Source organism: Geobacter sp. SVR, from assembly GCF_016865365.1.
Lineage (GTDB): Bacteria > Desulfobacterota > Desulfuromonadia > Geobacterales > Pseudopelobacteraceae > Pelotalea.
Genome location: NZ_AP024469.1, coordinates 2,566,096 through 2,589,971, shown reverse-complemented (window position 1 = coordinate 2,589,971; position 23,876 = coordinate 2,566,096). Strand labels below are relative to the sequence as shown.

Here is a 23,876-nt window from a genome sequence, read left to right as displayed (position 1 = left end):
AGGAGAACCATGAGTCACATCGATCTGAAGACACCCCCCAAGCGCGAGGACCGGCTCAAGGCCTGCATCGCCCACGGCGGAAGCATCTGCGAGCTGGCTGGCAGGAGCGGCAAGAAATCGTGCCTGCAGAACGACGGCGAGCGCAGCTTTACCCAGGGTTCGATCTGTCTGCTCCTGCCGGCTTTGGCCATGCTCAACTCCCTGCCGGATAACGTGGTGCTGCTGCACAGCGCCGTCGGCTGCGGGAGCTGCAGCCACTCACAGAATGCCAATGTACGTTTCGGCAGCACCGTTCGGCAGGGTAAGGCCACCGATGCCCGCTGGCTGAGCACCGCCATGAACGAGACCGATGTCATTACCGGGGGTGAGGAAAAGCTGGAGCAGGCCATCATCGAAGCGGATCAGCGCTACAAGCCCTATTCGATCACCGTGGTCTCCGGTTGTGTGCCGGGCATCATCGGTGATGACATCGACGGGGTGATCCAGCGGCTTCAGCCGGAAGTCAATGCCCGGCTGCTGCCGGTGCATTGTGAGGGCTTCAAGACCAAAATCTGGGCCACTGCCTATGATGCCGTTTATCACGGCATCGGTCGGACCCTGCTGCGGCCCGGGGAGCAGGAGGCCGGCGACAACGGTCTGGCCCCCTTCAAGGGGCTGGAACGACTGCCGCGTACCGTCAACCTGATGAATGTTTCCTCCATGGGGAGGGTCGACGAACTGGAACTGGAGCGGCTCCTGAAGGAACTGGGTCTGGATGTGAATGTCTTTCCGGTTTTCAGCCATCCCGAGAGCATGGTCAAGGCCACCCAGGCGGCGCTTTCGATCAGCACCTGCCCGACGCACGACGACTATTTCCTGTCCTACCTGGAGGAGCGCTTCGGCGTGCCGGCGTTGATCCAGCACATGCCTATCGGCATCGAAAACACCGGCCTGTGGCTCAGGGACGTGGCGGCCCGCTTCGGTTTCGAGACGGCGGCGGATGGCATTATCGCCCGGGAAGAGCGGGAGCTTCGGGATGCCCTGAGGGAATTCAGGCCGCTGTTTGAGGGAAAAACGGTCTTTATCAGTGCCGGCGAGTTCCGCGCACTGGCGACCGCCCGGCTGCTGGAGGAGCTCGGCTTCCGGGTGGTCGGCATCCGTTCGTTCCACCACGACGAGTTCGCCGATGTGGAATATCGGAAGTTGGCGCAATCGACCGAAGAAGATTACGTGGTCGATATCGCCAATGTGCAGCCCTTCGAGGAGGCCAACCTGCTCAGGCGTCTCAAGCCGGACCTGTTCCTGGGGCATGCCAACGGCAACGGCACTGCCGCCAAGCTCGGCATACCCACCCATGTCATCTACAACACCGGTCTGGCCTATATCGGCTACAAAGGCGTCTACGAGCTGGCTCGCCGGCTGTATCGCCAGCTTAAGAACCCGATCTACAACCGGAACCTGGCTGAAAACGTCCGGCTCCCGTATCGCAGCGAGTGGTACGGTGCCAATCCCTTTGCCTACATCGCCTCCGGAGGTACCGAAGCATGAGTGAGCATTTCATCGAACGCCCCCGCTATACCTGTGCCCAGGGGGGGGCTGCCGCTACCGTTACCGCCCTGCCGGGCGGCATCCCGATCCTGCATTCCCCGTCGGGCTGTGCCGGCAACTTTGCCTGGACCCAGAACGGTGGCTCGGCGCTGCAGGTGGGTGGTTACTGCGGGACCCTGGCCATACCGAGCTCGAGTATCGGTGAGCGCGACGTGGTCTTTGGCGGCGACAGCCGCCTCCGGGAGCAGATCGAGAACACGCTCAAGGTCATCGAGGGGAGCATCTATGCTGTGTTGACCAGTTGCGTAACCGAGGTAATCGGCGACGACATCCAGGCGGTGGTGGGGGATTTTCGCGCTCAGGGGGTGCCGATCATCGGCGCAGAGACCGGCGGATTCCGGGGAACCTCCTATGACGGCTATGACCTGGTGCTGCAGGCTCTGTTTCGGGATTTTCTGGAGCGAGGGGTAGCCAAGCGGAGAAAACGGGTCAATCTCTGGGGGGTGGTCCCGTACTATGACCCGTTCTGGCGCGGCAACCTCGAGGAGGTGCGTCGTCTGCTGGAAGCGCTCGGGCTGGAGGTCAATTCGTTTTTCCTGGCTGAAGACTCGATCGATACCATCCGTCAGGCAGGGTCCGCCTCGCTGAATATCGTCATATCCCAGGCCTATGGTCTCGGCGCTGCCCGGCTGTTCGAGGAGTTGCACGCTACGCCGTATCTGAGTCTACCGCTGCCGGTCGGTGCCGGCGCCACGGAACCGTTCCTGCGTGCCGTCGGCGCTGCAGCCAGGGTCAGTGCCAGGAGAGTTTCTGCGGTGATCGACACGGAGCACCGGCGCTACTACCGCTACCTGGAGCCGCTGACCGACTGTTTCAACGATCTGGACCTGCAGCGCTATGCCGTGGTGGTCGGAGATGCCAACTACGCCGGCTCCCTGACCAGGTTCCTGGCCGACGACCTTGGCTGGCTGCCGGAGTTGACGGTGTGCACCGACCCCTTCAGGACTGAAGAAGAGGGACAGCATCTGCATGCACAGATAGCGCAGCTGCGATCGCAGTATCCCGTGCAGCTGGTTTTCGAGACCGACGGTAGCCGGGTCATTTCCCATCTGCGTGAACAGTGGCCTGTTGGCAGCTATCGGAACGTCTTTGCTCCTGCTTTTGTCGTTGGAACCTCACTGGAACGCGAGCTGGCAGCGGAATTGGGTGCGCCGCAGCTCTCAGTCAGCTTCCCGGTTTCAAACCGGGCCGTTCTGGATCGCGGCTATACCGGATATCGGGGAGGACTGAGGTTGGTGGAGGATTTGATCGGAGCGATTATTCCCGGAAGATAGCTGGTGCTCTCCTATACTTAAGAACAAATATGGAACGAAGTGAGGCATAGAATCCGTCACACTCAAAAAAACACTTGTAAACGCTTGATTTTTTGGAACGGAAACTGATTTGAAAAAACAATAAAAATCATGTGTTGCAATAACAAAATCAAGCACAACAATAATTTAGAACAATTACCAATCTTTTCGGGTATGATAAATTCAGGCTTCATAGAAACAGGAACGCCTTTTCGAGTGATTACTAGCTCCCCGATGCGGATAAAACGAGGCGCTGGATAGAGCAAACTTCATTACAACGTCACAAGGCGCACCGGCTGAGCGAAGCGAAGACTGTGTGCCGTCGCGCGTTGGATGCCCAAAAGTAAATATGAGCTATCTGGAACACATTTTACTTTCAAGGTCCGCCTTCCAATGTAAGTTGGACATTGCCTTTAACTAAGATTACCCCTAAAATGACAATTAAGACTCGGTCACTCATCTTTCCACTTAACGAAGAAGTTTGCTACATGTTCGTCAAAATTATGATTGATAATCTCTAAAAGTGATCTATTACCCAACTCGATAAAGCCAGAATTCAACATATTCGTACTGCCATTAAAGGTGAAGCCTCTGTCAATTGAGGGCCTCCCTAGCGGGGTGGCGGAGCCCTCTTTCTGCATGGCGCCACCTGTGACACACCATGCGCAAAACCCACCTGCTGAACATTTCCAGTTTTTTCTTTGCGGTCTGGACTCCCTCGATCTGGGACTCTTTGTTCATTGGGACAATAATTGGAAAAAAACCTGCCAAGACCTTAACACTAAAACAAACTGCCCAAGATAAGAAGCCCGCCAATTGACCGTATCTTCTTGCATCTCCCCCACGGCGAACTGCCAAACTGTCGTTTTCCATCTGCAATTTATTGGGTATCACCTTTGCCTTGCCATCTCCAAGGCCCGGCATTTCTCCCAATGTCATATGCCAGTAAACTTCTCTGCCCCTCTGGCATGAAGGAGATGGCAGGCTGCTAGAACTCCTTGAGTTTGACATGCCCACTTCGGATTGTGCGTGTCTAAACCAAGCCGCATTGATCTCTGCGCAGAGTCGGGTTTGATGCGCTCTACTCTCGTTTCCCCTTTCTGAAATCTCACCGGTAGCAGGAGTCACGGCACGAGTGTTTATTTGGGGCGGGAACCACAAAAAGAAATCAAGGGGCCAGGTCTTTCGAGCTAGCCCCTTGATTTCTTTGAAACGGGATTCGAACCCGCGACCTTCAGCTTGGGAAGATGAGACTGCAGTCTTTTTATAGGTTGTCATAGGTACCCAATAGCCTTCACCTTTTGAAGAAAAATATTTACAAATTCAATTATTTAAACTATTGTATGGCACTATAAGTAATCACGAGTCGTCATACATTGCCAGCACAATTTTCGGTACTCAGTCGGTACTCAAAGGGGGCGAGGTGAGTGCCACGATATAGTGTGAAGACGTAAATGCGTTTCAGAAAGGAAGGTTGCCTATGCCAAATTTCACAGACAGATTTTTAAAGAGCCTTAAACCCAGAAACAAGAAATATATCGTCAGCGAAGGGCGGGGCGGATTTATAGTCACCGTCTATACAACAGGGAGCATATCCTTTACCTATCGTTATACCATCAATAAACGAGAGCGTCGGATCAATCTTGGTATTTATGGCACAATTACTCTGGCACAGGCTAGGGTTGAATACGGGGAACTATATAAGCGGGTGCAAGCCGGAGAAGATCCGGCAGAGATAGCAAAGGCTGTCCCTACTACCTTCCCTGCAGTCGCAGCTCCAGAATCCACGGCAGTCATTAGTGAGGATGGAGTCCCTGCGACCATAGCAGAGCTGGCCTATACATTTCTGGAGAAGTGGTCCAAACGGTACCACTCTGCCGAATGGTACGGCACTAACAAGAGCGCTCTCAACAAGCACCTCGTTCCCACCCACGGACACATGGACCCTAAGGATTTCAAGCCGAGGCATGCCCACAAGCTTATCGCTGCGGTGGCGAAAGAGTCCCCTGGCGCATCCAGAAACCTTATCAAAGCCGCCAGAAGGATGTTCGGCTACGCCCTGATCCATGAATGGGTAGATTTCAACCCTTTTCTTGGCGGATTCGCCAGCTACGTTCCCGAAGTGGTCCAGGTGTCCAGGGACAGATACCTCTCTCAAACCGAAATACCGGCAGCCTGGAAACGAATATGTTATGGTCCTGGGAGTGATGCCGTAAGGAAGGCCCTGCTCCTGACCCTCGTTACCGCCCAGCGGCCTGGGGAGGTTGCCACCATCGAGGCGATAGACATCGATGGGGATTGGTGGATCATCCCACCGGAAAAGATCAAGACGGAGAAGAAGAAAGGGATGAAGCGCCAGCCACGACCTCATTTGGTCTACCTGACGCCGCTGGCCAAGGTGATCATGGGAGATCCGAAATCCTGGCTCAGCGGCGTGGCCTTCCCGACTGCCAGATCCGGTAATGTGCGGAAGGGGGCTATCAAGAAGGCGATTCCGATCAAGGAGTCAGCCATGAACAAACTGGTCCGTAAAGAGGTGGCACACAAAGATAAGGGGATTGTAAAGGAGGAGTACTACGGAATGCCCAGGTGGACACCCCACGATCTCCGCAGGACCGCCTCCACCATGATGAACTCGCTCGGCATCAGTGAGCGCCATGTAGATATGGTCCTAAACCACGCCCTGCCGGTCGTGGAAGGGACATATAACCTATATGGATATGCGGAGGAGAAGAAGCAGGCGCTGCTGAAATGGGAGGAAAAACTGAAGGAGCTGTTGGGGGATCTACCGGTCAGACTGACCTGTCTTCGCAATAGAGGACACACTCAAAATTCTATGCTGCCATCTTTAGCTCCTGCTGCTCAAACTGTTCAGGAGTGAGATAGCCAATCGCAGAGTGAATCCTCTTGCGGTTGTAGAAACCTTCGATGTAACGAAATATCCGGCTCTGTGCTTCTTGCCGGGTCGTGAAGGAGCAGTGGTAAATCAGTTCTCTCTTCAATGTGGAGAAAAAGGTCTCCGTAATTGCATTGTCATAGCAGCATCCGGTTCCGCTCATGCTTTGGATGCCAGCTGCTTTCCCGACCACGGCACGAAACCGTTTGCTGCAATATTGCGAACCACGATCCGTGTGAAAGATGAATCCTGGTGACGGCCGACGCCTGACTATCGCATTGGTAAGGGCAGCTATAACAAGATCATCCGTCATGCGTTTGTTCATGCTCCAGCCCACGATCCGGCGGGAGAATACATCGAGGACCACTGCCAAGTACAGCCAGCCCTGGACCGTTTCAATGTACGTTATGTCGCCGGTCCAGAGCCGATTGGGAGCGTCAGCGGAGAATTGACGCTTCACCAGATTGTCCGCTACAGGACGCTTGTGATCTGAATTCGTTGTAACCTTGAACTTCCGCGTCGTCTTGACTTTAAGGCCGTTTTCTCGCATCAGGCGCCAGATGCGGTTTTTACCGACGCGCCGCCCTAACTGCCGTAGGTTATGGGTAATCCGTTTCGCGCCATATGTTTTGTCGCTCTCTTCGAAGGCTGATTTGATCGTTGGCAACAACGCCTGGTCTTCGCGCTGCCGATTCGTTACTCGGCCGGCCGCATGGGCGTAGTACCAACTCCGAGTCACTCCCAGAACTCGGCACATCTCCTTCACTCCGAATTCGGAGCGGTGCTCGGTTATGAACCCGAATAACGATGCGGATCCGTTGAGAAGATGGCCACAGCTTTTTTTAGGATTTCACGCTCCCGACGGAGTTGCTCGTTCTCTTTGCGGAGTTGCTTAAGCTCTGCTTCGGCAGATATTTGACTGGCTATAGCCGGATCCTGCTGGTCACGGTGTTTCCGGATCCATCCTTTTAAGACTCCATGCGTGATCCCGAGACTGCTTTCAACTTCGCGAATGGTGCGGTTGTCTTCCAAAACCAGCTTCACCGCTTCAGCTTTAAACTCGGCATCGTATTTTCGGTTCATTCTCATGACACACCCTCCTGGTCCGTTAGGATATAAGGTGTGTCCTCAAATGTGAAGATAGCTCAGACCACTGACGGTGCAGGAATAGACCATAACCCAAAAGAGGGCCAGGGGAATTCTCCCTGGCCGTTTCTCGTTTGGCCTTCGAATCAATTCAAAGCCGCCGCCCAAGCAAGCACCTCATGCGCTCGAAAACCTACCCGGCGCTCACTCAGCTTCACCTTCTTGGGAAATGTACCGGCCTTCTCTTTTCGGTAGATGGTACTCTCCGACAGTTTGTACTTCACAATGATTTCCTGAACGGTGAAAAACTCTGCTTCTACAGCCATGTGCAGCTCCTTTGAAATTATTTTTATTTACATATAAATAATTATTGGCAAGTACTTAAAAATATGCTACCCTAGAACCATGTTCGTTGGAAAATTTAAACCGTTTTTGTCGAGAGTGCGGGGCGCGTTTGTCATTTTTTAGAGGGCTTCAGTTGATACTTCCTCTACCTCGCTAGCAAGGCACCTCTCACACCGTTTACCAAGCTCAGTCATCTGCTGAAATGCTTCACACCAGCCTATCGCGATACCTTCCTCTACCGTAGTCGATTCGAACAAGCAGTCCAGACAATCCATACCCGCGGCTGGAACTTCGATCAATAAATACATATTTGTGTCTCCATAATTATTTGTATATAAATAGTATTTCTTCGTAAATGAGTTGTCAAGAGTAAAATTTCACCTGGATTGCCTCCAGAATCCTCATTGGTTTTTTACACATAAGTTGGTATTCATTATTTAAAAAAAAATAGAAAATTATGTTTACAAGTCAAATTCAGTGTGATTTATTGAGACTACTATGGTCGTACCAATTCTTCTAGTAAACGATCCTCAAAAACTGTGAAAAGGAGAAGCAAAATGTACGTCGCAATGAACTGCAGAGGGGAAACAATGGAGATGTATGCAGGTGCATATGTTTTACTGGGAGACGTGTATTTGGACTGGGAGCAGGCAACAGTAGACCAGATACATATAGTCTTGGACAGAATTTCGGAGTCTATAAAACATCAAAAGGAGGCGCTATCTTTGACATAAAACTATTCGTCTTGCGTCTAGAATAGAGCGTAGCAGCCGCTTTTAATGGAACTGCTACGTTCTTGTTCTAGCTGGGTACCTCGTGAATTATGTAGTCAAGCCTGCGGAGTACTAAGGCTCATGGTTTTTTTTGTCCATAGATTTTGAGGCGGCAACGTAGTCTGCTGTACGGCAATAAACTCCAACCCTATGTCGGTAATCGTTTCTGCCAGAGCTACCAGATCATCTATAGTGTCCTTACGCATCAGATTTCAACAATCGCATAGTAGTGCCTCCATTCCGCATACGCCAGTGCACGCTTCTCTTCGCTCTATTTTCAGGCGATCGAACATTGCAAGGAAAGTAGCCTGCCTTGAACACTGCTCCGAGATCATCCAGGCTGATTACATCGTCTTGATTGTCTTTTCTGTATTCTTCCTGCCACACCCGCAAGGGGAGCATAGTAATTCTCCACGTCGATATGGTTGTCACAGTAGTGGCATTTCTTTCTTCGCATGATGTCCTCCCTTTAAGCCACGGCCTGCCTCATCCGCTATGCAGGGCCAAAATTTCAGTTTCGTTTTATGCCGTCATAACAAAACGGTCTTCCATGATTACACGTGCTTTCATTTCGTCCCTCCCCAATGCGCAATGAATTGGTATCTTCTTTACTGAGAGCAATGCAGCAGCCTTTGATTTTTTAAAATGGATCTCCACGCCGTAGCCGCGGAAGGACGAACGCGACTACTACACTGTGCTATGCAATTGACCCGCGAAAGACCGAGTCAACCAACGTATCGCGGCGTAGGATACCAACACTACAGTCTGTGTAGACGTGGTAATTTGTTTTTTCTTGACTTAAATTATTTATATATATATAGCTATCTTTATGTAAAATAAAACTGCTATGGAAGGCTGTTGGTTCATGTAGAAGAGATTCGGGGATTTGTTGACATTACGGGAGGTTGGATAGGTGGGGGAGAGTGGAACGTGCGATTGTCGTTTCAAGTACCCGCCAGGTCCCTCGTGAGTATGCACTTCGGTTTGTAGAGAACAGTAAGGGCAGGGATGGCAGCATAGGAACTGCTGCCACCGATATGCAAGCTAAACTAGGAGAAATCATGTCAACCAGCGCAATGTACGATCAAATGTATGACCGGGCAAAGTCCCTTCTGGAACAGCATAATACCTGCGGCTGGGACCCGAATGCAGGCCTGTTTGCAGCAAGCAAGAAAGGGTGCTGCATCCGATGCCGACATCTGAACGATCAGACTGGCTGTCGCGTAAAATCCCTGCTTTGTAAGCTGTGGCTATGTGATGTGGCAAGAAGTAGACTCCCTGTGCCGGTAGTAGAACAACTCCAGCAGATATGGGACGAAGCTGTTGAGTGCGGATTGTTGATGGCTCGTGCGTCAAAGCGAGAAAGTCTAAGTAAGCCTGCTGTTAAAAACAACATCGGCACCTTTATGACTCCGCTAGGAAGAATGCAGAATATGCCTGTGTCTCGGTTTGCTCGGTAACATGTCACCACTCGAAAGGAAAACTACAATATCGATACTAGGTAGAAGTATAAAATAAAAGCATGACACTAAGGGGGCCAGAGCCCTACGTTATGACTGACAAGTCATCAGGTACGTGATGAGGTGCCTGCGTCCTCCTACACAAGAGCAGTAATGGGAGGAGGTATGACTATGTGCGTGTCAGGGTGCAAATGCAAAAAAAACTTGCCTCACCTGTAATGCATGAAGAAGGCCATTGTGTGTCTAGATGTATTTGTATGTAAATATTTATTTGCAAGTGAAATAATCTTGTCCGTCCCGCGGCGTAATTAAAAAAGGAGATTCGAAATGACTCAGATCGTTACTGTTGGTTCTTCCGTTTACCCGTGGTGCTCCCGAAGTCGGCAAAAACTCGACCGGTCTCAAGGACAGCAGCTTATAGGGCATTAGCTTGGGCCGTTGAATGACGTTCCCTCCAACGCCGAAGCGACACGGCAAGAGATCAGCGGCCCAAAGGTGTATTTTCATCTCTCTTGTAGATGTTCGCCGGGCAAGGTGCCTGCGTGAAATGCCACGTCCAAGGCACCTAGTTATAGTACTCCAGTAGAAAATAACCAAAACAGGAAGAAAGGAGATTAGCTGAGATGTCCATGAATTACAGCGCTTACGCCGACCTTATTGTTTCCCCATGCCACGAAAGATTCGGGTGTGAGCATATGCACGTAGACAAGACAAAATGCAGCCGTGGCTGTAGCAAGCTAAAAGATTTCCGTATCCTGTTGGATGAATACAACTCACTCGGTATGGGTGCTATAGACCTGGATGGAGAGAACACCTTTACTTTCTTGTTCGATGGCGGAGATGTGCTTTGCGATCTGCCGGAAACAGGCGAAAGAGTAGCCGACTAGTATCAGGAAATTGAAGACGACAAAGACCTATCGTGGCCAGCATGACTCTATCCTGCAAAATTTCAGCAATGCTTGGTAGTGTAAACACCCGATCAGTTAAGTGTTGCGGATCTTTCGTAGACTTAGCCTTGAAAGAGATTAGGGTTGGCAAGCAAAGAGGCTACTACAGGACTACTCGAAAGAGAGATGGCATGAGCTGATGCAGTATTTCTTCTCTCTCAAAATTGCTCTCACAAACTGTGCTGCAGACAAAAAAGTTTGGATTTTCCCCACGACATGGTCCTAAGGTAGCTTTTGTTTATTTGTTTATTTGTTTGTAAATAATAATTTGTATATAAAACTTTTTGATCATGTTGTTATGTAAAAAAGGATATCTCGAAGAGCTGTAAACGCACCGGAGATCTCAGCTACAAGTTCACAACAGGCAAGAATATCGTACTTTTTACCATGTGCCCAACTTGCAAAGGGACTGCCGATTAAACATTTTCTACTTGTCTGTTCGTAGACTCGGTGCTAGTCTTTTAAGAAAATCTTTTTAGGAGGCAGCGTCGTGGCTCGTGAATTATTCAGGCGGCTGGTGGACAAAGAAGGAAACTCCTATTATGTAGCTATTCCAAGTGATGTCAACGTAGATAACTTCGAAGACGTTATGCTGGGTATGCACCAGAATATCGTTCGACTGCAAGGCTACAAGCTGGCCTCCGAAGGCACTATTCGCTTGCCTGACAATACCGAGACAGACGGGAAGGCGCTTACCTTTCATAAGAAGCTGCACGTCTACGATGAATTTCCTGGAGTCGATCCAAAAGACTTTGCCGATGCTATACACGTTGCTTTTGAGCGTGCGCGACAGCAGAGTATCAACCGCCCCGAAATCACGACCTACGAAGGCAAGCCGATCATCAAAGACGCGACCGGCGCTTACATTAACTGGAGCGTGACATGTTACGGGTGCGGTAAGGAGCTGAAGGGGCGTAGGCCGATCAGTTACAGAGACGGTGTTCCAACCAGGGCGCAGATGTTCGTACCGGAGGATTCGGGCGTTACGCAGTATCGACCCGGGTCTAAACTGAAATTGTGCCCAGCCTGTTCTGTGAAGAGTGTTCCAATCCCTGAGGTCGCAGCTCCGGTCGAGGCGCAGCCGCCTTTCCTGCCAGCTCAGGAAGCACAAGCGAGTCCGGTCGAAGAGCCTAAGCTCAAGATTCGCGTTGAGAAGCTCGACCTGGACGATGATCTCAGGGAACTGATGGACCTGGCTGGACCGAAATCGCAGGTTTCCCCTGAGTATCTTAAAGGTGTGGTGTACGGAATGATGAGAGCAAGGCTGAGAAAGTGAGGTAAATGCTTCCCGTCAGAAGGGGGCACGGACACTCTGAGAGTGGAGTAGTCGACTCAGTAAGGGGACCGACCAGTTGCTTTCTGGGCGTCACGATGTGACATCCTTCAGTTGATCTCCGATCAACTGGAGGCTTGTTTGTTAGCCCGTGAGGGATCCGAAGTAACCGTAGGGCAGGGGAAACCCTGCTTTTGTTTGTCAATAGTTATCAATAAATAAATAATTATTGACAGGCAAAAAAGTGAAAAGGTATGATAGATAATAAATGAAGGAGCGGTTTTGGGATATCGAACAGTAACAAAGGACAAAGCGCACCAGATTGATACCTTGAACGGAAACACTATGTATGACCATCTTGCCGCGATTGTAGTATTTGGGCGGTTTCACCTACTGCCCTACCTGTAGCGTAAAATTGATTTGGGAGGAGTAATGGCAGCTACGATAGTAACCTTTTCGATGGCCCCCTCTGTCATCGAAAAGCTGGAAAAACTGAAGGACTTTCTACACACGAAGAACAAGTCAGCAATCGTTTCACATCTGATCGAGAAGGAATATAAACACCAGCTTGTGCCAAGGGAGGACAATACCCAATAAACCGCCCTGGGAGCGAGAAAGGATTCTGAATGATAAAAACAACTTTGACTCTTCTGATAGTAGGCACAATGGGGCTCATGACAGTGGCCAATGATTTTCAGGCGAACCTGCCGCAGCCAGTACAGATCATGCACGAAGATCCGCGACTGGCCGATACAAGAAAAACACTATGGTTGTTGGAGGTTGATCCACGTTTTGCCAAAGACGTGTTCGTCACAGCGACCGCCAAGAACATTGATCCGGTGTTATGGGCCTGCAACATCTACTGCGAGAGCCGTTTCAAGCGGACTGCGAAGTCCATAAAGGGCCACAAGGGCCTGGGACAGACCCCGGACGCGATAATGCGCTTCGGCTACGACACCGCCGACTTGATGGTGGCTGCATGTATTTTAGACGAAAAACGAACTCTCGCTAAGGGGGACATGCAACACGCGATGATGCTTTATAAGGGAGGCCGTAACCCTGCCGCCAAGAAAGAAGCGGATAAGGTATTTGATTTATATAAACAAGTTTCCGCAAGGATAAAGGAGGCAGCATGAGTGTCCATGACATGGCTACATACAAGCCCATTGTAGAAGAGAAGTCTACGTCAGATAAGCTGGCAGCATTGAAAGGTTTTATTTGCTCCTGTTACAACAGTATTTTGATTGCCATGATCTTCACTTTGCTCGGTATCGGTGTAGGAATCTACGTTTGTCACAAGTATTACAACACCCGCATGGATGAAGTAGTTCAGACTGGTGCGATGCTTCACGGCAAGAAAGTCTATACAATCACACCAAAACTCTAGGAGGCCATGTGCTACATAAAGACGGAAATAAGGTAGTATCCAGAAAAATCACAAATGCAGAAAACAACAGTGATGTCAATAGCTTTACCATTACTTCTCCCTCAGTCGTAGCATTGCGGTATAAGACTGACCAAGCCTTATGTGACCTCTTCATCCTCAAGCAGCATCTGGACACTACATTCCCGTTCAACAGTATCAAATTGCACATTCTCTACATGTCTTATTCGAGAACAGGTCGACAGAACGACTTCTACACGTTCAACTTGAGTTACGTCGGAGACAGCATCGTCATCGATCGCTATCGTCAGATCTCCGAAAGACTGGAACGTAAAGGCTTTACCTCCACCGTCAGTCTGCTGCAGCCGATCTTGATCGGCCAAGCAGTAAAGGTCGGCCCCCGCCTGGATGGAATACGCAGCCGCTGGGAGGGAAACCTGTAATGCAAGTCAGCGTCAGTGAGTTTGTAGACGAATATCGAACTCAGATCAAAGAGATGTACGGCTACCCAAATCTTCTTGCAGACCTGGGGGAAAGCAAGAAGCGCAAGTTGTTCGGTATAAGCAACGACATGATTGCCAAGAAGTTGCTGTCAAACGACTACGGTCATGTCTGCGATGAGTCCTTGTGCAAGCTGTTCAAAAACTACGTGTTTGCGAAGGTGTTTCCTAGTGGCAGCGAGGTGCGCCGTGCGAGGAGAGTTGATTCTCTACAACCCGCAGAGTGTCGCTATTAGGGTAATGAGCAAAGTTATGAAAAAGAGGGCCGCAGCGACAGCAGCATGGCAGCAGACGGAATCTTTTTGCTTGGTGATAAGGACTGTGACCCTGTTGCGACATATCTTGACAGCCGGTCATGGTACAACAATCTACACATTTCGCTGACCTTCGATATTCGGGATTTCCCGCGGGTGTCTGCAAGAGCTGGCAAGTCACCGTATTGCAAACCTTTCGGTAAAATGCAGGTGGACTTACCGCCTGCAGATCGCTGGCCGACGTGCAGGCCCCTTGCTACGTTGAAAGTGTCTAAGATTAATCCAAACACTGCTTACCAGAGGCGAGTTGAATTTGGGCAATTGATGCAAGAAGCGTGAGGAACTTCTTGATGCTCCGGGTTAGACAAACGTGCTTATTGGGAGATTAAAACCCTGGCTAACGAAGTGTTGGCACTGATCCCCCAAAGCCATTCCTTATTCTTCGATGATTTGGCCCAAATGGGAGGGGGCCGTTAAATGGAAAGGTGCCAAATTTGTGGTAGTTCTATCGATCAGCATGAAGTCTACGTAAACAACGTGGCGTTGATAGAGGCTATTGAGTCCGGTACTCTCGAAACGCCGACAGACCTGGAACAAAGCATATACTTGGGGAAGTATTGCCAAGGTTGTGTGTCAGTTTGCTTGTCAACTAAAGCTTGACAGAACTATTTAAGGGTGTATAACTATCCCCATGTATATACCTTGGGGGGAACGACATGGATGATAGATTGTACGCCTTTGCTAAGGCCCTTGGTACGCTGCGGCGTGCTGTCGGAAAGGACGATATTCCCGCCGTGTGGCTTGAGTTTTTTATTGCTGTAGTACAACACGGTGAGGCAGGTGTAACCACGCAAGAGTTGATTGGGGAGCTGGGCATGTCTCAGGGCAACGCCTCCCGGATAGTGAAGATACTGTCCAGGTTTTACAACCACCACAAGAAGGAATCGGACGGCCTGGACCTCATCGTCACTGCCCCCGATCCGCACTACCGGCACCGCCAGCGCCTGTTTGTAAGTGAGCACGGCAAAGCGGTGGTTGCCGAGTTGAAAAAATAACAAATGCCAATTGTTCTTCGTAACATGGCGAAGGTACAACTCCCGGAGGACCTCAAACGTGAGGTCCTCCGCATGTTTGTGCACTACAACAGCGCCGCAGACTGCATTAGAACTTACAGATATAAAGATGGCGTTGCTTACCTGCCCCCTAACATAACAAAGTTGAAGGCGGTAGCAACCCTGCTAGGGACTGACATCATCGACTGCAGGTCGAAAGGCTTGCCTCTTAGCAAGCCTTTTGAGTTGAATCCCGACTTCACGTTTAGACCTCATCAAGTCGATCCGGCCCACGCTCTTTTAGAGTTTACTCTTCGTGAGAAATACGGGGTATTGGAAGCGGACTGCGGGTGCGGGAAGACAGTCACGATGACTTGGGTAGCGGGGCAGCTCGGCAGCAAGGTGCTGATTCTTGTCGACATGGGTTCTCTGCAAACACAATGGCAAGCAGCCTTTGACATAGTTTGGAAACGGCAGGTGCAGATTGTCGAGCGCAACGCCAAACTATTTGATGACGTAGCAGTTGCGACCTTTCAATTGCTCCATGCCAATCCCGAGTTGACCCTTAGAATCCGCAAGGAATATGGATGCCTGCTACTGGACGAGTTTCACAGCACTGCATCTGATACTCGCAGAGAGATCCTGATGAAGATGGATAATGAGTACCGTCTTGGCTGCACGGCTACGCTAATGAAGAAGGGGTATGCAAATGACGTGCTGACCGATATGGTTTCAGATCAGAGGATCGTTATGATAGACGAGTCTGCCTTGAAAGCAGACGTTGTTTTCCTACCGACCGAAACCAAATTCTACAGTGAAAACCCCGACGATTGGGGCAAGATTCAAAGTGCTTTAGGCAAAGACTTGGCCAGAAATAAACTCATGGCTGATCTCACCATTTCGTTGGTGCAGCAGGGACGCAAAGTCTTGACCGTAGGCGTTACCGTGGGCACCTTGAAGCAGGTAGCGATGTACCTGAAAAAGAGCGGCATAAAGCACGTCCTGTACACCGGCAGCACCACCTTGGCCCAGGATCTGGCGCTTAGGGACAAGCTGGCACATGGTATGATTGACGCGATTCTGACCGTCCGTAAAGCAGATAAAGGATTGGATCTTCCGGCCCTCGATGCCCTCGTCAATGGAAGACCTTCAAATAACCAGTCATTCGTTGAGCAATTGTCCGGTAGAATAGTTCGCAGGCTGGATGGGAAGCCTACACCACTTATCGTTGACCTCGTAGATAAAGGAGATCTTGCTAAAAGATTTGCTACCAACAGAACGAGATGGTACCAGAAACTGGGGTACCAGCTCAAAACGAGTGACGTTTTTTCTTTTATGTAATTTTATTTATATATAGATAATTATTTTTATATAAATAAGATTGAAAGACAATGCCGATTCGACTCATGCTCGTTTGTCGAGGTTTGGAACGACATAGAGAGGTTCGATTCCTCTGATCTGGGGAGGCAAAAGCCATTGATGGCACGTCCGTTAGCGTAAGTGTGGAATCACTCGCAAGGGCAGCGCTAAACACAAGGAGGATTTGGGTGAAGGTGATCGGGATTAACGGTGCAGCGCAGTCAGGAAAGGACACGTTTGCCGGGGTAGCCGTACGGGAGTTCGGTGTTATCCAACTTTCCTTTGCAGCACCTTTGAAAGATGAAGTAGGCAGGTTCCTCGATGCAAACGATGTAGTCTGGCATCACCGAAATCTGTGGGGGACCAATGAAGACAAAGAAGCGATTCTGCGTATCCGGCACAACCCCGGCAAGCCGCAGTTTTTTAAGGACTACCTGGCCAAGTACGGCGGGTATTCGAATGGCTACTGGTATTTCAAGCCCAGGACGCTGATGCAGTATTGGGGAACAGAGTATCGTCGTGCGCAGGACCCCGACTATTGGGTCAAGAAGGCGCTCCGTCAGTGTAGCGAAGACAAGCTTTACCTGCTGTCTGACATGCGCTTTCCGAACGAAGCGGCAGGTGTCGAGTCATTGGGAGGGCTGAGAATAAAGGTAACCAGGGCCAATTGCCCTGGTATCACCAATGCTTCGCATTCTAGCGAAAATGCCCTGGCCACCTACAAAGGCTGGACTAACCAGATCGAGAATAACGGTTCGTTGGTGAGTTATCTCGAAATTGTACGGGCGTTGCTAGCCGAGGTAACACATGCCTGGTAACCATCACGTAGAGTGCAACGCAATCAAGAAGCTCATGGAGGAGAAAGGGCCTGAGCTTCTTGTTGCTGTTAGTCCAGAATACTTCGGCAACGCCGAACTGCGGAAGATGTTCCTGATTATCAGGAAATTCTACGTGGACAACGGCACGTTCATGGGGTGGGACGTACTCCGCTCTGCTATAGCGGACAAGTGTACCTCCGCTGATAAGGCCAAGTTCATACTGTCCCTTCTCGCCCAGATCCAGGAGCGGGATATCGAAGGGCTGACCAGCGAGTTGTTACTGAATGATCTTCGGAACTATCACAAGTTCCGCCTCGTATTGACCAAGACGGAGCAGCTGATCGAAGCGGTCGAGTCAAAAGATATAGACAACACGTTGGGCCGGTTGAAGGAGCTGCACGATTCGGTCTTCGTAAATGCAGAGTACCGGCTGGAAGAGGCTGATATGGCTGCGTCAGCCGGTAAGACCGTCAAATTCGATTTTCGCACGACCGGCGTCAAGCCTATCGATATGCGGGGCGGCTTGATCCGCGGTGGTCTGACGATCATCGCGGCACCGGCCAAAATGGGTAAGAGTACGTTGGCCGGTATGTTCGGAGTTCACCACTATCTCCACGAAGTCGGCTCTGTAGCCTATTTCAGTTATGAGATGGGTATGTCCGAGGTTCGGGCCAGGATTCTGAGTAACTTCGCGGATGTGGATTTGGGGGCGATCATGTCCGATACTCTGAGTCCATTGGAAGCCTTGAAGCTGCGTACCTACGAGGCGATCTTCTATTGCGGGGAAGGGGAGGGCAAAGCAGTTATCCGGTTCTGTAAAGAGCATCAGGGGCTGCCGAAAGAACTCTTCTTCGAGAAGCTTTTCCAGACCTTCCCGCAGCGGCAGAACAAGTTCTACATTTTCGACGAGCGGCTGGATTGGGATGACCTGTTCATCAAAATGAACTTGCTGGCAACGACCAAGGGCGTTACCACCTTCATCGTGGATTACCCGTTCCTGGTCCCACGCGGCAGAGCGGATGCACAGCTTGCTTCGTGGGAGTACAACCTGCTGCAGTCCAAGAACCTGAAGACATTCTCACACAAATACGGGGCCAACGTCATTACTCCTGCCCAGCTCGATCAGGGCAAGAAGGGCGACGATCCGCGACTGCGGTTCGTCAGCAACGCAATCAATGATTGCGACTTGGCCCTCTTCCTCACGGAGTCCGAAGAGGACAAAACCTTGGGCACGGTGACGGTCACGTTCAAAGCCATCCGAAACTTTCTGACAATCAAAGGCGCACCGTCATTCCCGGAGCCGTTCAAGCTGATAAAGGAGCTGAACAAGTCGCGCTTCGTATATCAGGAGTTCTAATGCGAAAAAGCAAAGAGCATGTGCTGGCTATGGCCGCTCATGGTGCTGAAGAGGGTAAGCCCTCCCTTAAAGTCTACTGTCCTCTCCTTAAAGGGGGTGGCAGTAGGCATATTGTCTACTGCATTTACAAGTGTCCGAAGGGACGACTTATCAAATGCAAGGAATACACGCTGCTCTACCCTGAACTTGTCAATTACCCGATAGAGCAGTTCTATATCGACCGTTACGGGGATCCTAACATCTTGGTTCCTGTAGCCTTGAGAAAACGCCGCAGAAGGAGAGCAATCAGTGACTAGACAGATGGGGCCGTACCGGATGAAAAACATCATCGAGGCCGTAGAGATCGATGCAGAATGGAAGCGCTTATTGGAGTGGGAACGAAAGTTTACTGACGTGAACATCGGTGACTACTTCTTCAGAGGCGTCTCCGGTTCCGAGGACATCATGTCTAAGGAGCGTTTTGAAAGGATATTCGAACCGTGCGCCACAGAAACAACCCGTTAAACGTGCTTGGCAGTCAGTACACCTTGACGGACTACAGATACTACAAAGACCATCTGCGGCTGCCGTTTCCATACCTGCGGCTGCTTTTGAAAAACTACCCGAACATTCGGGAGGCAATTTTCAGATTGCCGAACTTTTTAACCAAGTACCACAAGCATTTATGGGAGCGACTGGTGAGTCAGCAACAACCGACAATGACTGAGCGCAGGTGGGCCGCGGCTCATATACCCGTCACGTATTTCGATAACAGAGTAGCTGTTTGTGAACGGAAAACCGACCAAGACAACTTCGACATTCTGGGCCCCAACATTCGAAAACTGAGCGAACAGGGGATTGCCCTTTACCTGTACTCACTACAGAGCGATGGGGCCATGGTCGCCGGTACCAAACTCGTCAAAGAGGCCATCGCAGTAAACCTCCGAACCTTCTGCGCGGCGTACCCGAATGTTCTGGAAGCGAAGAAGGCTTCCTGGGACGGAGTCGACGATCCCTATGAGCAACAGCTGCACAATGCCGAAGTCCTGATGCTGTATGCGGTAGGCAGCGAGTTCGTGGGAAACGGCTATGCCGCCAATCAGCTCGTAGGGCTGGTCGATGATCGCCGCATGAATGGCAAAATGACCATCGTGGTCAGTCACTTGACCCCGCAAGAGTACGAACAACGGTACGGTCGAGCGCCGGAAGGAATCAGCATTCCTTTTACCGACAACAGGATCACGGTGACCTTGAAAGATCTGGCCAAAAGCCTGAGAGGGACGTGAAATGAATCCCCGGATAGTGTATGCAGTCAATCAGTACGGCTATCACAGCGGGATTGCAAAGCTCGGTAAACCGCTTCAGCTCGAGAAACAAAGTGAGTATCTAACATGAACATCCTGGCACTGCTCGATGAAAAAGGCATACGTTACGTACAAAAGACCGGTGATGAAATAGCAATCATCTGTCCGAATCAGGCTACCCATTCTGACGGTGTGGATTCCAACGCCAGCTTCAATATCAACTTAAGTAAAGAAGTCGGGCATTGCTTTGCCTGCGGTTTTTCTCTGTCCCAGGTAGGCATGACGACGTGGTTGCTGGGCGGTAAGATAGACGACGTGCAGATGCAGTCCATCTCCCTCCGCAGTCGCCTGAAGAGGATCAAAGAGCAGGACGCCACCATCTACACAAAAGATGGAGTCGGCTGTTTTGTCATGCCGCCTGGGGAAATCTACCCTGAAGAGTACCGAGGCATTTCCCCTGCTACATTCAAGATGCTGGAGGCGATCAAATGCACGGCCGGCAGGTACGAAAACAGGATCTGCTTTTCGATCACGCAGCATGGGGCATTCATCGGCGTAGACGGTCGGGCCTTGGGGGATGACAAACCCAAGTACCTTCGCCCCTCGAAATGCAATGCCAAAGAGTGGCTCTATCCGTTTGATTTGGCAAAGGCCAGAAAAGTACGCAGGGCAATTCTCTGCGAGGGGATCTTTCACGCGGTCAACTATCTGGACAAAATGGGCGAACCGGAAGCTTTGTGCTACTTCGGCTCCAACAACTGGTCGGAACACAAGACCTTGCTGTTGTTGGAAATGGGCCTCGATCACGTAGTCTTCTGGCCGGATAACGACGCTGCGGGAATCAAGGCAATGGATGAGATCTGCCCGACCTTGCGCCAGTGGATGGACGTGTATTTCATCCCTCCCGCAATCTTGCCTGAAGGCCCCGATCTGGCGGACTTCAGCAAGGACGAGATCGAAGGCTTTCTGAATCGGAAAAAGAGATGGAAATGAAAGCAAAACTGGTTTCTGACTTCCACGTGGAGTTCTGGAATTACATGGTTGTTCGACAAGTACCTGCCGCCACAACCGGACCAAGGACACGGTGCTGTGCTGGTGACATGGGCACCTTCGATGGGGGGAGATTTAATGCGGCGGTAATGGTGCGTAAACCTCTATTTATTTAAAACTATTTATGTGTAAATAGATATAAAGGAGCAGACCAGTGGCGAAGTTTTTTCCAGCAGTAAAGGGGGCCAAATGCGCGATCATTCTGGATCGCGTTATCAAAGACAGCGATATGCGCCTGATTTCGATACTTCACCAGCATATCGAGAAGGGGGGGCATGAGTACCAGGACTTTGACCGGATCACGCTGACGGCTGAGGACTATATCATGGGCAGCAAATCAAAGCCGAAAACGGCGGATCTGAAAGCAGGCGTGGAGCAGGCCAAAGAGTGGGTAGCAACCAAAGGCTACAATGCGGTCATCGTCATGGGAGCCGATGCATTCGAGCGGGTGATGGGCTACAAAGGCATCACCAGGTTTTACGGCAAAGCGCTCTGGTCGGACATCTTGCAGTGCAAGGTCATACCGACCGTCCATCCGGCGCAGCTGTTGTACGGAGATCCGCTAGTTGAAAAGTCGTTCCAGCAAAGCATGGCGACTCTGAAATACGAGATGCACACGAAGCAGTTGCATGTTGAAGAAGCCAAGGTCAACTACAACATCATCGACAACATTCAGAAGTTCAGAAAGTTCATCGAATACTTTAAGTCTGAGAAGGTAATGGCATTTGCATACGACCTTGAGACGGAAGGCTTGCGGTTCAATCTAGACCGGATTCTGACGATTCAGTTCTCCCACAAGGCGCGTTCCAGCTACCTTATACCGACCGACTTCTACGGGAAATGGACCGATCAGGAGTGGAACGAGATCCGGAGCGGCCTGTACGATCTGTTTGCAGACGATACGAAAACGCTGATCGGCCACAACATCAAGTTCGACAATCGCTTCATCGAGCATCACTGGAATATCCCGGTTCGCAAGCACAACGTTTTCGACACGATGATCGCCAAGTTCCTGTGCGACGAAACGACTCCCAGTGGCCTGAAAGAGCTGGCCTGCCAGTACACGGACATGGGTGATTACGAAGCCGACCTGGATGCGTTCAAGAAGCAGTATTGCAAAGAAAATAAGCTCAAGGTAGGCGACTTCTCCTATGCCTTGATCCCGTTCGACATCCTGGCCAAGTATGCTTTGGCCGATGCCGACTGCACCATGCGCCTCTACAACATCTTCTCTCAGAAGCTGATCGAAGAACAGCAGACCGAGACGATGAAAATGGTCATGCGGTTCCAGTATCTTCTCAGCCGCATGGAGATCACCGGCTCTCCGGTGGATACGGACTACACCGAGAAGTACCTTGCGGAAGTAGACGAGCAGTTGGCCACGATGCGGGTCGATCTGTCCAGCTTCAGCTTCGTGAAGCAGGCAGAGCAGGCCATCAACGACCGCAATATCCAAAAGCTGCTTGCTGCCGGTAAACCCACCAAGAGCTACAAGTGGGTCGAGTTCAACGTCAACTCCGTCGATCAGAAGCGGGTGCTGTTCTTCGACATAATCGGCATGCCGATTGTCTTTGCTACCGGCGTGAAGAACAAGCTTACCACCATGACCGCTCTTCGGATGGACAACCTGATCCGAAAAATTGCCAAAGAGCAGGGCCAAAACCTGGGCAGGCCGTTGTTTAAAAACGGCAAACGGGAATTTGTCCCTGAGGAGACAAAGGCGCATTACCTGCGGCTCAAAGGTGCAGTAGACAAACGAGCCATCAAGGAATGGGAATCGACCACCAAAGATCCTCAAATCGTTGAATTCATGGGGATGCTGAAGCGGTTCTCCGAGCTGTCCAAGATCCGCAACACGTACATCTTCTCTATCCTGGACAAGCAGGTAGAGGGATGGATTCATCCGAGCTTCAACGTCATCGGCGCTCGGTCGGGACGACTGAGCTGTAAAGATCCCAACTACCAGAATATACCGGCCCACTCCGAAGAGTCCAAGAAGATCAAGCGGATCACCAAGGCACCGGAGGGGTGGGTTCTTGTAGGTTCCGACCTTAGTGCTGCCGAGATGCGCTGGGTGACCATCGCCTCCGGCGATCCCAAGTTGATCGAGATGTTCAATTCCGGCCTGGATTCCCACGGCATCATTGCCAAGGAGATCTTCGGCCTGGACTGTCATCCGAACGACGTCAAAGACAAGCATCCTGACGAACGGCAGATCGCAAAAATGTGTCAGTTCCTCTCCGTCTACGGCGGGCAGGCTGACGCTTTGTCCGCAGGTGCAGGTATATCAGTCGAAATGGCACAGGGAATTCTGGATACGTATTTTGAGACGTATGCGGGGGTACGTGACTTCCTCGATAAAACCCAGGCTTTTGTTGATCTCAATGGGTATTCCCAATCGCTGCTTGGCCGCAGAAATCGACACCTTAACGTACCGTATCTGGTCAAACGCCGCGAAACAGTAGGAGAGCTGACCCAAGACGAAAGCATGGTGTACGAGAAGGAGTTAAGGGTCGCTAAAAATGCCACCATCCAGTCCGTTTCTTCTGACGGCTTGTTGATAGCCGCCTGCAACCTGCAGGATGAAATCGAAGAGTACGATCATCCGATCAAGATCATCAACGTGATCCATGACGCGATTTATTGCTTGATCAAAGAAGAGTTCTTGCAAGAAGGCAAGGACATCATCCTGCGGCATCTAACTACGCTGCCGCTTGATCTGATTGATCCGCTCTCCGGGAAAAAGGTAATTCCCCACATCAGGATGGAAGCCTCGGCTGAATGGGGGTACGACTGGAGTTCCTTTAGTGAGGACTTTGGAATTGCGACATCCGCGGATAATTACGACGATAACGAAGATGAGGAGGAAGCTGCATGAGGTTCCTTCTCGACAATGAAAGGGCCTGGGTAGGCGCCAGCCAGTTCTACGTAGCGCTGGACAAACTGGGTATTTCTCCTACCCTTTATGCCCTTCCCATTCCGTACATATTTAGTGCGGACGAACTGCAATACTACTTGGATTCGTTGGAAAACGAGTTGCGAGGAAAACCGCGAAACGACTACTACTCATACGTAAAAGAACGATGCGTCAAACTCTCTGAGTGGGCAAGTCGGGGAGTGATAGTACACGTTGTATCGTAAAGGAGGCGGTTGGTATGGG

At 50.8% G+C, this 23,876-nt stretch carries 24 protein-coding genes; 20 read left to right on the top strand and 4 right to left on the bottom strand.

The genetic code is table 11. From position 1 onward, the window contains the following. Positions 1-9: 9 nt before the first annotated feature. Positions 10-1,527: a nitrogenase component 1 gene (locus GSVR_RS12040; RefSeq protein ID WP_173202405.1), complete on the top strand. Its 1,518-nt coding sequence runs from the start codon at positions 10-12 to the stop codon at positions 1,525-1,527. Further along, entirely contained in the window at positions 1,524-2,861 is a 1,338-nt protein-coding gene (locus GSVR_RS12035; RefSeq protein WP_173202404.1) for a nitrogenase component 1, read from the top strand. The genes GSVR_RS12040 and GSVR_RS12035 overlap by 4 nt, the downstream gene beginning before the upstream one ends. Before the next feature lie 612 nt (positions 2,862-3,473). On the opposite strand, the gene GSVR_RS12030 is transcribed toward GSVR_RS12035, so the two are convergent. Next, positions 3,474-3,818, bottom strand: coding sequence for a hypothetical protein (locus tag GSVR_RS12030; protein ID WP_173202403.1), 345 nt, complete (start codon positions 3,816-3,818; stop codon positions 3,474-3,476). A 541-nt stretch (positions 3,819-4,359) separates the two neighbouring features. Between GSVR_RS12030 and GSVR_RS12025 the strand changes: the two genes are divergently transcribed. Then, the gene (locus GSVR_RS12025) at positions 4,360-5,760 is read left to right on the top strand and encodes a site-specific integrase (RefSeq protein ID WP_203978657.1); all 1,401 of its coding nucleotides are present in this window, start codon (positions 4,360-4,362) and stop codon (positions 5,758-5,760) included. On the opposite strand, the gene GSVR_RS12020 is transcribed toward GSVR_RS12025, so the two are convergent. From GSVR_RS12020 to GSVR_RS12010, 3 genes are all read right to left on the bottom strand, one after another. After that, complete coding sequence (locus tag GSVR_RS12020; RefSeq protein WP_203978876.1) at positions 5,714-6,568, bottom strand: IS3 family transposase; 855 nt, start codon at positions 6,566-6,568, stop codon at positions 5,714-5,716. The two genes, GSVR_RS12025 and GSVR_RS12020, sit on opposite strands and share 47 nt — an antisense overlap. After that, positions 6,565-6,864 carry a transposase gene (locus tag GSVR_RS12015; protein WP_173202482.1) on the bottom strand — a complete coding sequence of 100 codons (300 nt, stop codon included), beginning with the start codon at positions 6,862-6,864 and terminating at the stop codon, positions 6,565-6,567. Before GSVR_RS12015 ends, GSVR_RS12020 begins: the two co-directional genes overlap by 4 nt. 143 nt (positions 6,865-7,007) lie before the next feature. Continuing rightward, positions 7,008-7,187 (bottom strand): AlpA family transcriptional regulator, encoded by a 180-nt coding sequence (locus GSVR_RS12010; protein WP_173202319.1) that lies wholly within the window; start codon positions 7,185-7,187, stop codon positions 7,008-7,010. Between the two features lie 1,715 nt (positions 7,188-8,902). Between GSVR_RS12010 and GSVR_RS12005 the strand changes: the two genes are divergently transcribed. The 17 genes from GSVR_RS12005 (at position 8,903) to GSVR_RS11925 (ending at position 23,594) form a co-directional block, all read left to right on the top strand. After that, complete coding sequence (locus GSVR_RS12005) at positions 8,903-9,439, top strand: hypothetical protein (protein WP_173202318.1); 537 nt, start codon at positions 8,903-8,905, stop codon at positions 9,437-9,439. 623 nt (positions 9,440-10,062) lie between these two features. Further along, entirely contained in the window at positions 10,063-10,326 is a 264-nt protein-coding gene (locus GSVR_RS12000) for a hypothetical protein (RefSeq protein ID WP_173202317.1), read from the top strand. A 550-nt stretch (positions 10,327-10,876) separates the two neighbouring features. Then, positions 10,877-11,662: a hypothetical protein gene (locus GSVR_RS11995; RefSeq protein WP_173202316.1), complete on the top strand. Its 786-nt coding sequence runs from the start codon at positions 10,877-10,879 to the stop codon at positions 11,660-11,662. Positions 11,663-12,091: 429 nt separating this feature from the next. Continuing rightward, complete coding sequence (locus GSVR_RS11990) at positions 12,092-12,256, top strand: hypothetical protein (protein WP_173202315.1); 165 nt, start codon at positions 12,092-12,094, stop codon at positions 12,254-12,256. A gap of 29 nt (positions 12,257-12,285) precedes the next feature. After that, positions 12,286-12,795 carry a hypothetical protein gene (locus tag GSVR_RS11985; RefSeq protein WP_173202314.1) on the top strand — a complete coding sequence of 170 codons (510 nt, stop codon included), beginning with the start codon at positions 12,286-12,288 and terminating at the stop codon, positions 12,793-12,795. Beyond that, a complete protein-coding gene (locus GSVR_RS11980) occupies positions 12,792-13,046 on the top strand; it encodes a hypothetical protein (protein ID WP_173202313.1) in 255 nt (84 codons plus the stop codon). The genes GSVR_RS11985 and GSVR_RS11980 overlap by 4 nt, the downstream gene beginning before the upstream one ends. An 8-nt stretch (positions 13,047-13,054) precedes the next feature. Beyond that, positions 13,055-13,486 carry a hypothetical protein gene (locus tag GSVR_RS11975; protein WP_173202312.1) on the top strand — a complete coding sequence of 144 codons (432 nt, stop codon included), beginning with the start codon at positions 13,055-13,057 and terminating at the stop codon, positions 13,484-13,486. After that, positions 13,486-13,779: a hypothetical protein gene (locus GSVR_RS11970; RefSeq protein WP_173202311.1), complete on the top strand. Its 294-nt coding sequence runs from the start codon at positions 13,486-13,488 to the stop codon at positions 13,777-13,779. Before GSVR_RS11975 ends, GSVR_RS11970 begins: the two co-directional genes overlap by 1 nt. Positions 13,780-14,513: 734 nt before the next feature. Next, on the top strand, positions 14,514-14,852 hold the full coding sequence (locus GSVR_RS11965) for a hypothetical protein (protein ID WP_173202310.1): 339 nt from the start codon (positions 14,514-14,516) through the stop codon (positions 14,850-14,852). A 72-nt stretch (positions 14,853-14,924) separates the two neighbouring features. Beyond that, on the top strand, positions 14,925-16,190 hold the full coding sequence (locus tag GSVR_RS11960; RefSeq protein WP_173202309.1) for a DEAD/DEAH box helicase: 1,266 nt from the start codon (positions 14,925-14,927) through the stop codon (positions 16,188-16,190). Between the two features lie 206 nt (positions 16,191-16,396). Then, on the top strand, positions 16,397-17,026 hold the full coding sequence (locus GSVR_RS11955; protein ID WP_173202308.1) for a hypothetical protein: 630 nt from the start codon (positions 16,397-16,399) through the stop codon (positions 17,024-17,026). Beyond that, complete coding sequence (locus GSVR_RS11950; protein WP_173202307.1) at positions 17,016-18,383, top strand: DnaB-like helicase C-terminal domain-containing protein; 1,368 nt, start codon at positions 17,016-17,018, stop codon at positions 18,381-18,383. The genes GSVR_RS11955 and GSVR_RS11950 overlap by 11 nt, the downstream gene beginning before the upstream one ends. Continuing rightward, complete coding sequence (locus tag GSVR_RS11945; RefSeq protein ID WP_173202306.1) at positions 18,383-18,679, top strand: hypothetical protein; 297 nt, start codon at positions 18,383-18,385, stop codon at positions 18,677-18,679. Before GSVR_RS11950 ends, GSVR_RS11945 begins: the two co-directional genes overlap by 1 nt. Then, positions 18,672-18,887, top strand: coding sequence for a hypothetical protein (locus GSVR_RS11940; protein WP_173202305.1), 216 nt, complete (start codon positions 18,672-18,674; stop codon positions 18,885-18,887). The genes GSVR_RS11945 and GSVR_RS11940 overlap by 8 nt, the downstream gene beginning before the upstream one ends. After that, entirely contained in the window at positions 18,863-19,648 is a 786-nt protein-coding gene (locus GSVR_RS11935) for a hypothetical protein (protein ID WP_173202304.1), read from the top strand. Before GSVR_RS11940 ends, GSVR_RS11935 begins: the two co-directional genes overlap by 25 nt. A 105-nt stretch (positions 19,649-19,753) precedes the next feature. Beyond that, entirely contained in the window at positions 19,754-20,659 is a 906-nt protein-coding gene (locus GSVR_RS11930) for a hypothetical protein (protein ID WP_173202303.1), read from the top strand. Between the two features lie 211 nt (positions 20,660-20,870). Continuing rightward, entirely contained in the window at positions 20,871-23,594 is a 2,724-nt protein-coding gene (locus GSVR_RS11925) for a DNA polymerase (protein ID WP_173202302.1), read from the top strand. Positions 23,595-23,876 lie beyond the last annotated feature (282 nt).

Excerpts from the sequence above, each read along its gene's own strand:
- GSVR_RS12035 (WP_173202404.1), top strand. The coding sequence starts at position 1,524 with ATGAGTGAGCATTTCATCGAACGCCCCCGCTATACCTGTGCCCAGGGG.
- GSVR_RS12025 (WP_203978657.1), top strand. The coding sequence starts at position 4,360 with ATGCCAAATTTCACAGACAGATTTTTAAAGAGCCTTAAACCCAGAAAC.
- GSVR_RS12040 (WP_173202405.1), top strand. The coding sequence starts at position 10 with ATGAGTCACATCGATCTGAAGACACCCCCCAAGCGCGAGGACCGGCTC.
- GSVR_RS11945 (WP_173202306.1), top strand. The coding sequence starts at position 18,383 with ATGCGAAAAAGCAAAGAGCATGTGCTGGCTATGGCCGCTCATGGTGCT.
- GSVR_RS11960 (WP_173202309.1), top strand. The coding sequence starts at position 14,925 with ATGTTTGTGCACTACAACAGCGCCGCAGACTGCATTAGAACTTACAGA.
- GSVR_RS11950 (WP_173202307.1), top strand. The coding sequence starts at position 17,016 with ATGCCTGGTAACCATCACGTAGAGTGCAACGCAATCAAGAAGCTCATG.
- GSVR_RS11965 (WP_173202310.1), top strand. The coding sequence starts at position 14,514 with ATGGATGATAGATTGTACGCCTTTGCTAAGGCCCTTGGTACGCTGCGG.
- GSVR_RS11930 (WP_173202303.1), top strand. The coding sequence starts at position 19,754 with ATGAACATCCTGGCACTGCTCGATGAAAAAGGCATACGTTACGTACAA.
- GSVR_RS11980 (WP_173202313.1), top strand. The coding sequence starts at position 12,792 with ATGAGTGTCCATGACATGGCTACATACAAGCCCATTGTAGAAGAGAAG.
- GSVR_RS11985 (WP_173202314.1), top strand. The coding sequence starts at position 12,286 with ATGATAAAAACAACTTTGACTCTTCTGATAGTAGGCACAATGGGGCTC.
- GSVR_RS12010 (WP_173202319.1), bottom strand. The coding sequence starts at position 7,187 with ATGGCTGTAGAAGCAGAGTTTTTCACCGTTCAGGAAATCATTGTGAAG.
- GSVR_RS12030 (WP_173202403.1), bottom strand. The coding sequence starts at position 3,818 with ATGACATTGGGAGAAATGCCGGGCCTTGGAGATGGCAAGGCAAAGGTG.
- GSVR_RS12015 (WP_173202482.1), bottom strand. The coding sequence starts at position 6,864 with ATGAGAATGAACCGAAAATACGATGCCGAGTTTAAAGCTGAAGCGGTG.
- GSVR_RS11970 (WP_173202311.1), top strand. The coding sequence starts at position 13,486 with ATGCAAGTCAGCGTCAGTGAGTTTGTAGACGAATATCGAACTCAGATC.
- GSVR_RS11990 (WP_173202315.1), top strand. The coding sequence starts at position 12,092 with ATGGCAGCTACGATAGTAACCTTTTCGATGGCCCCCTCTGTCATCGAA.
- GSVR_RS12000 (WP_173202317.1), top strand. The coding sequence starts at position 10,063 with ATGTCCATGAATTACAGCGCTTACGCCGACCTTATTGTTTCCCCATGC.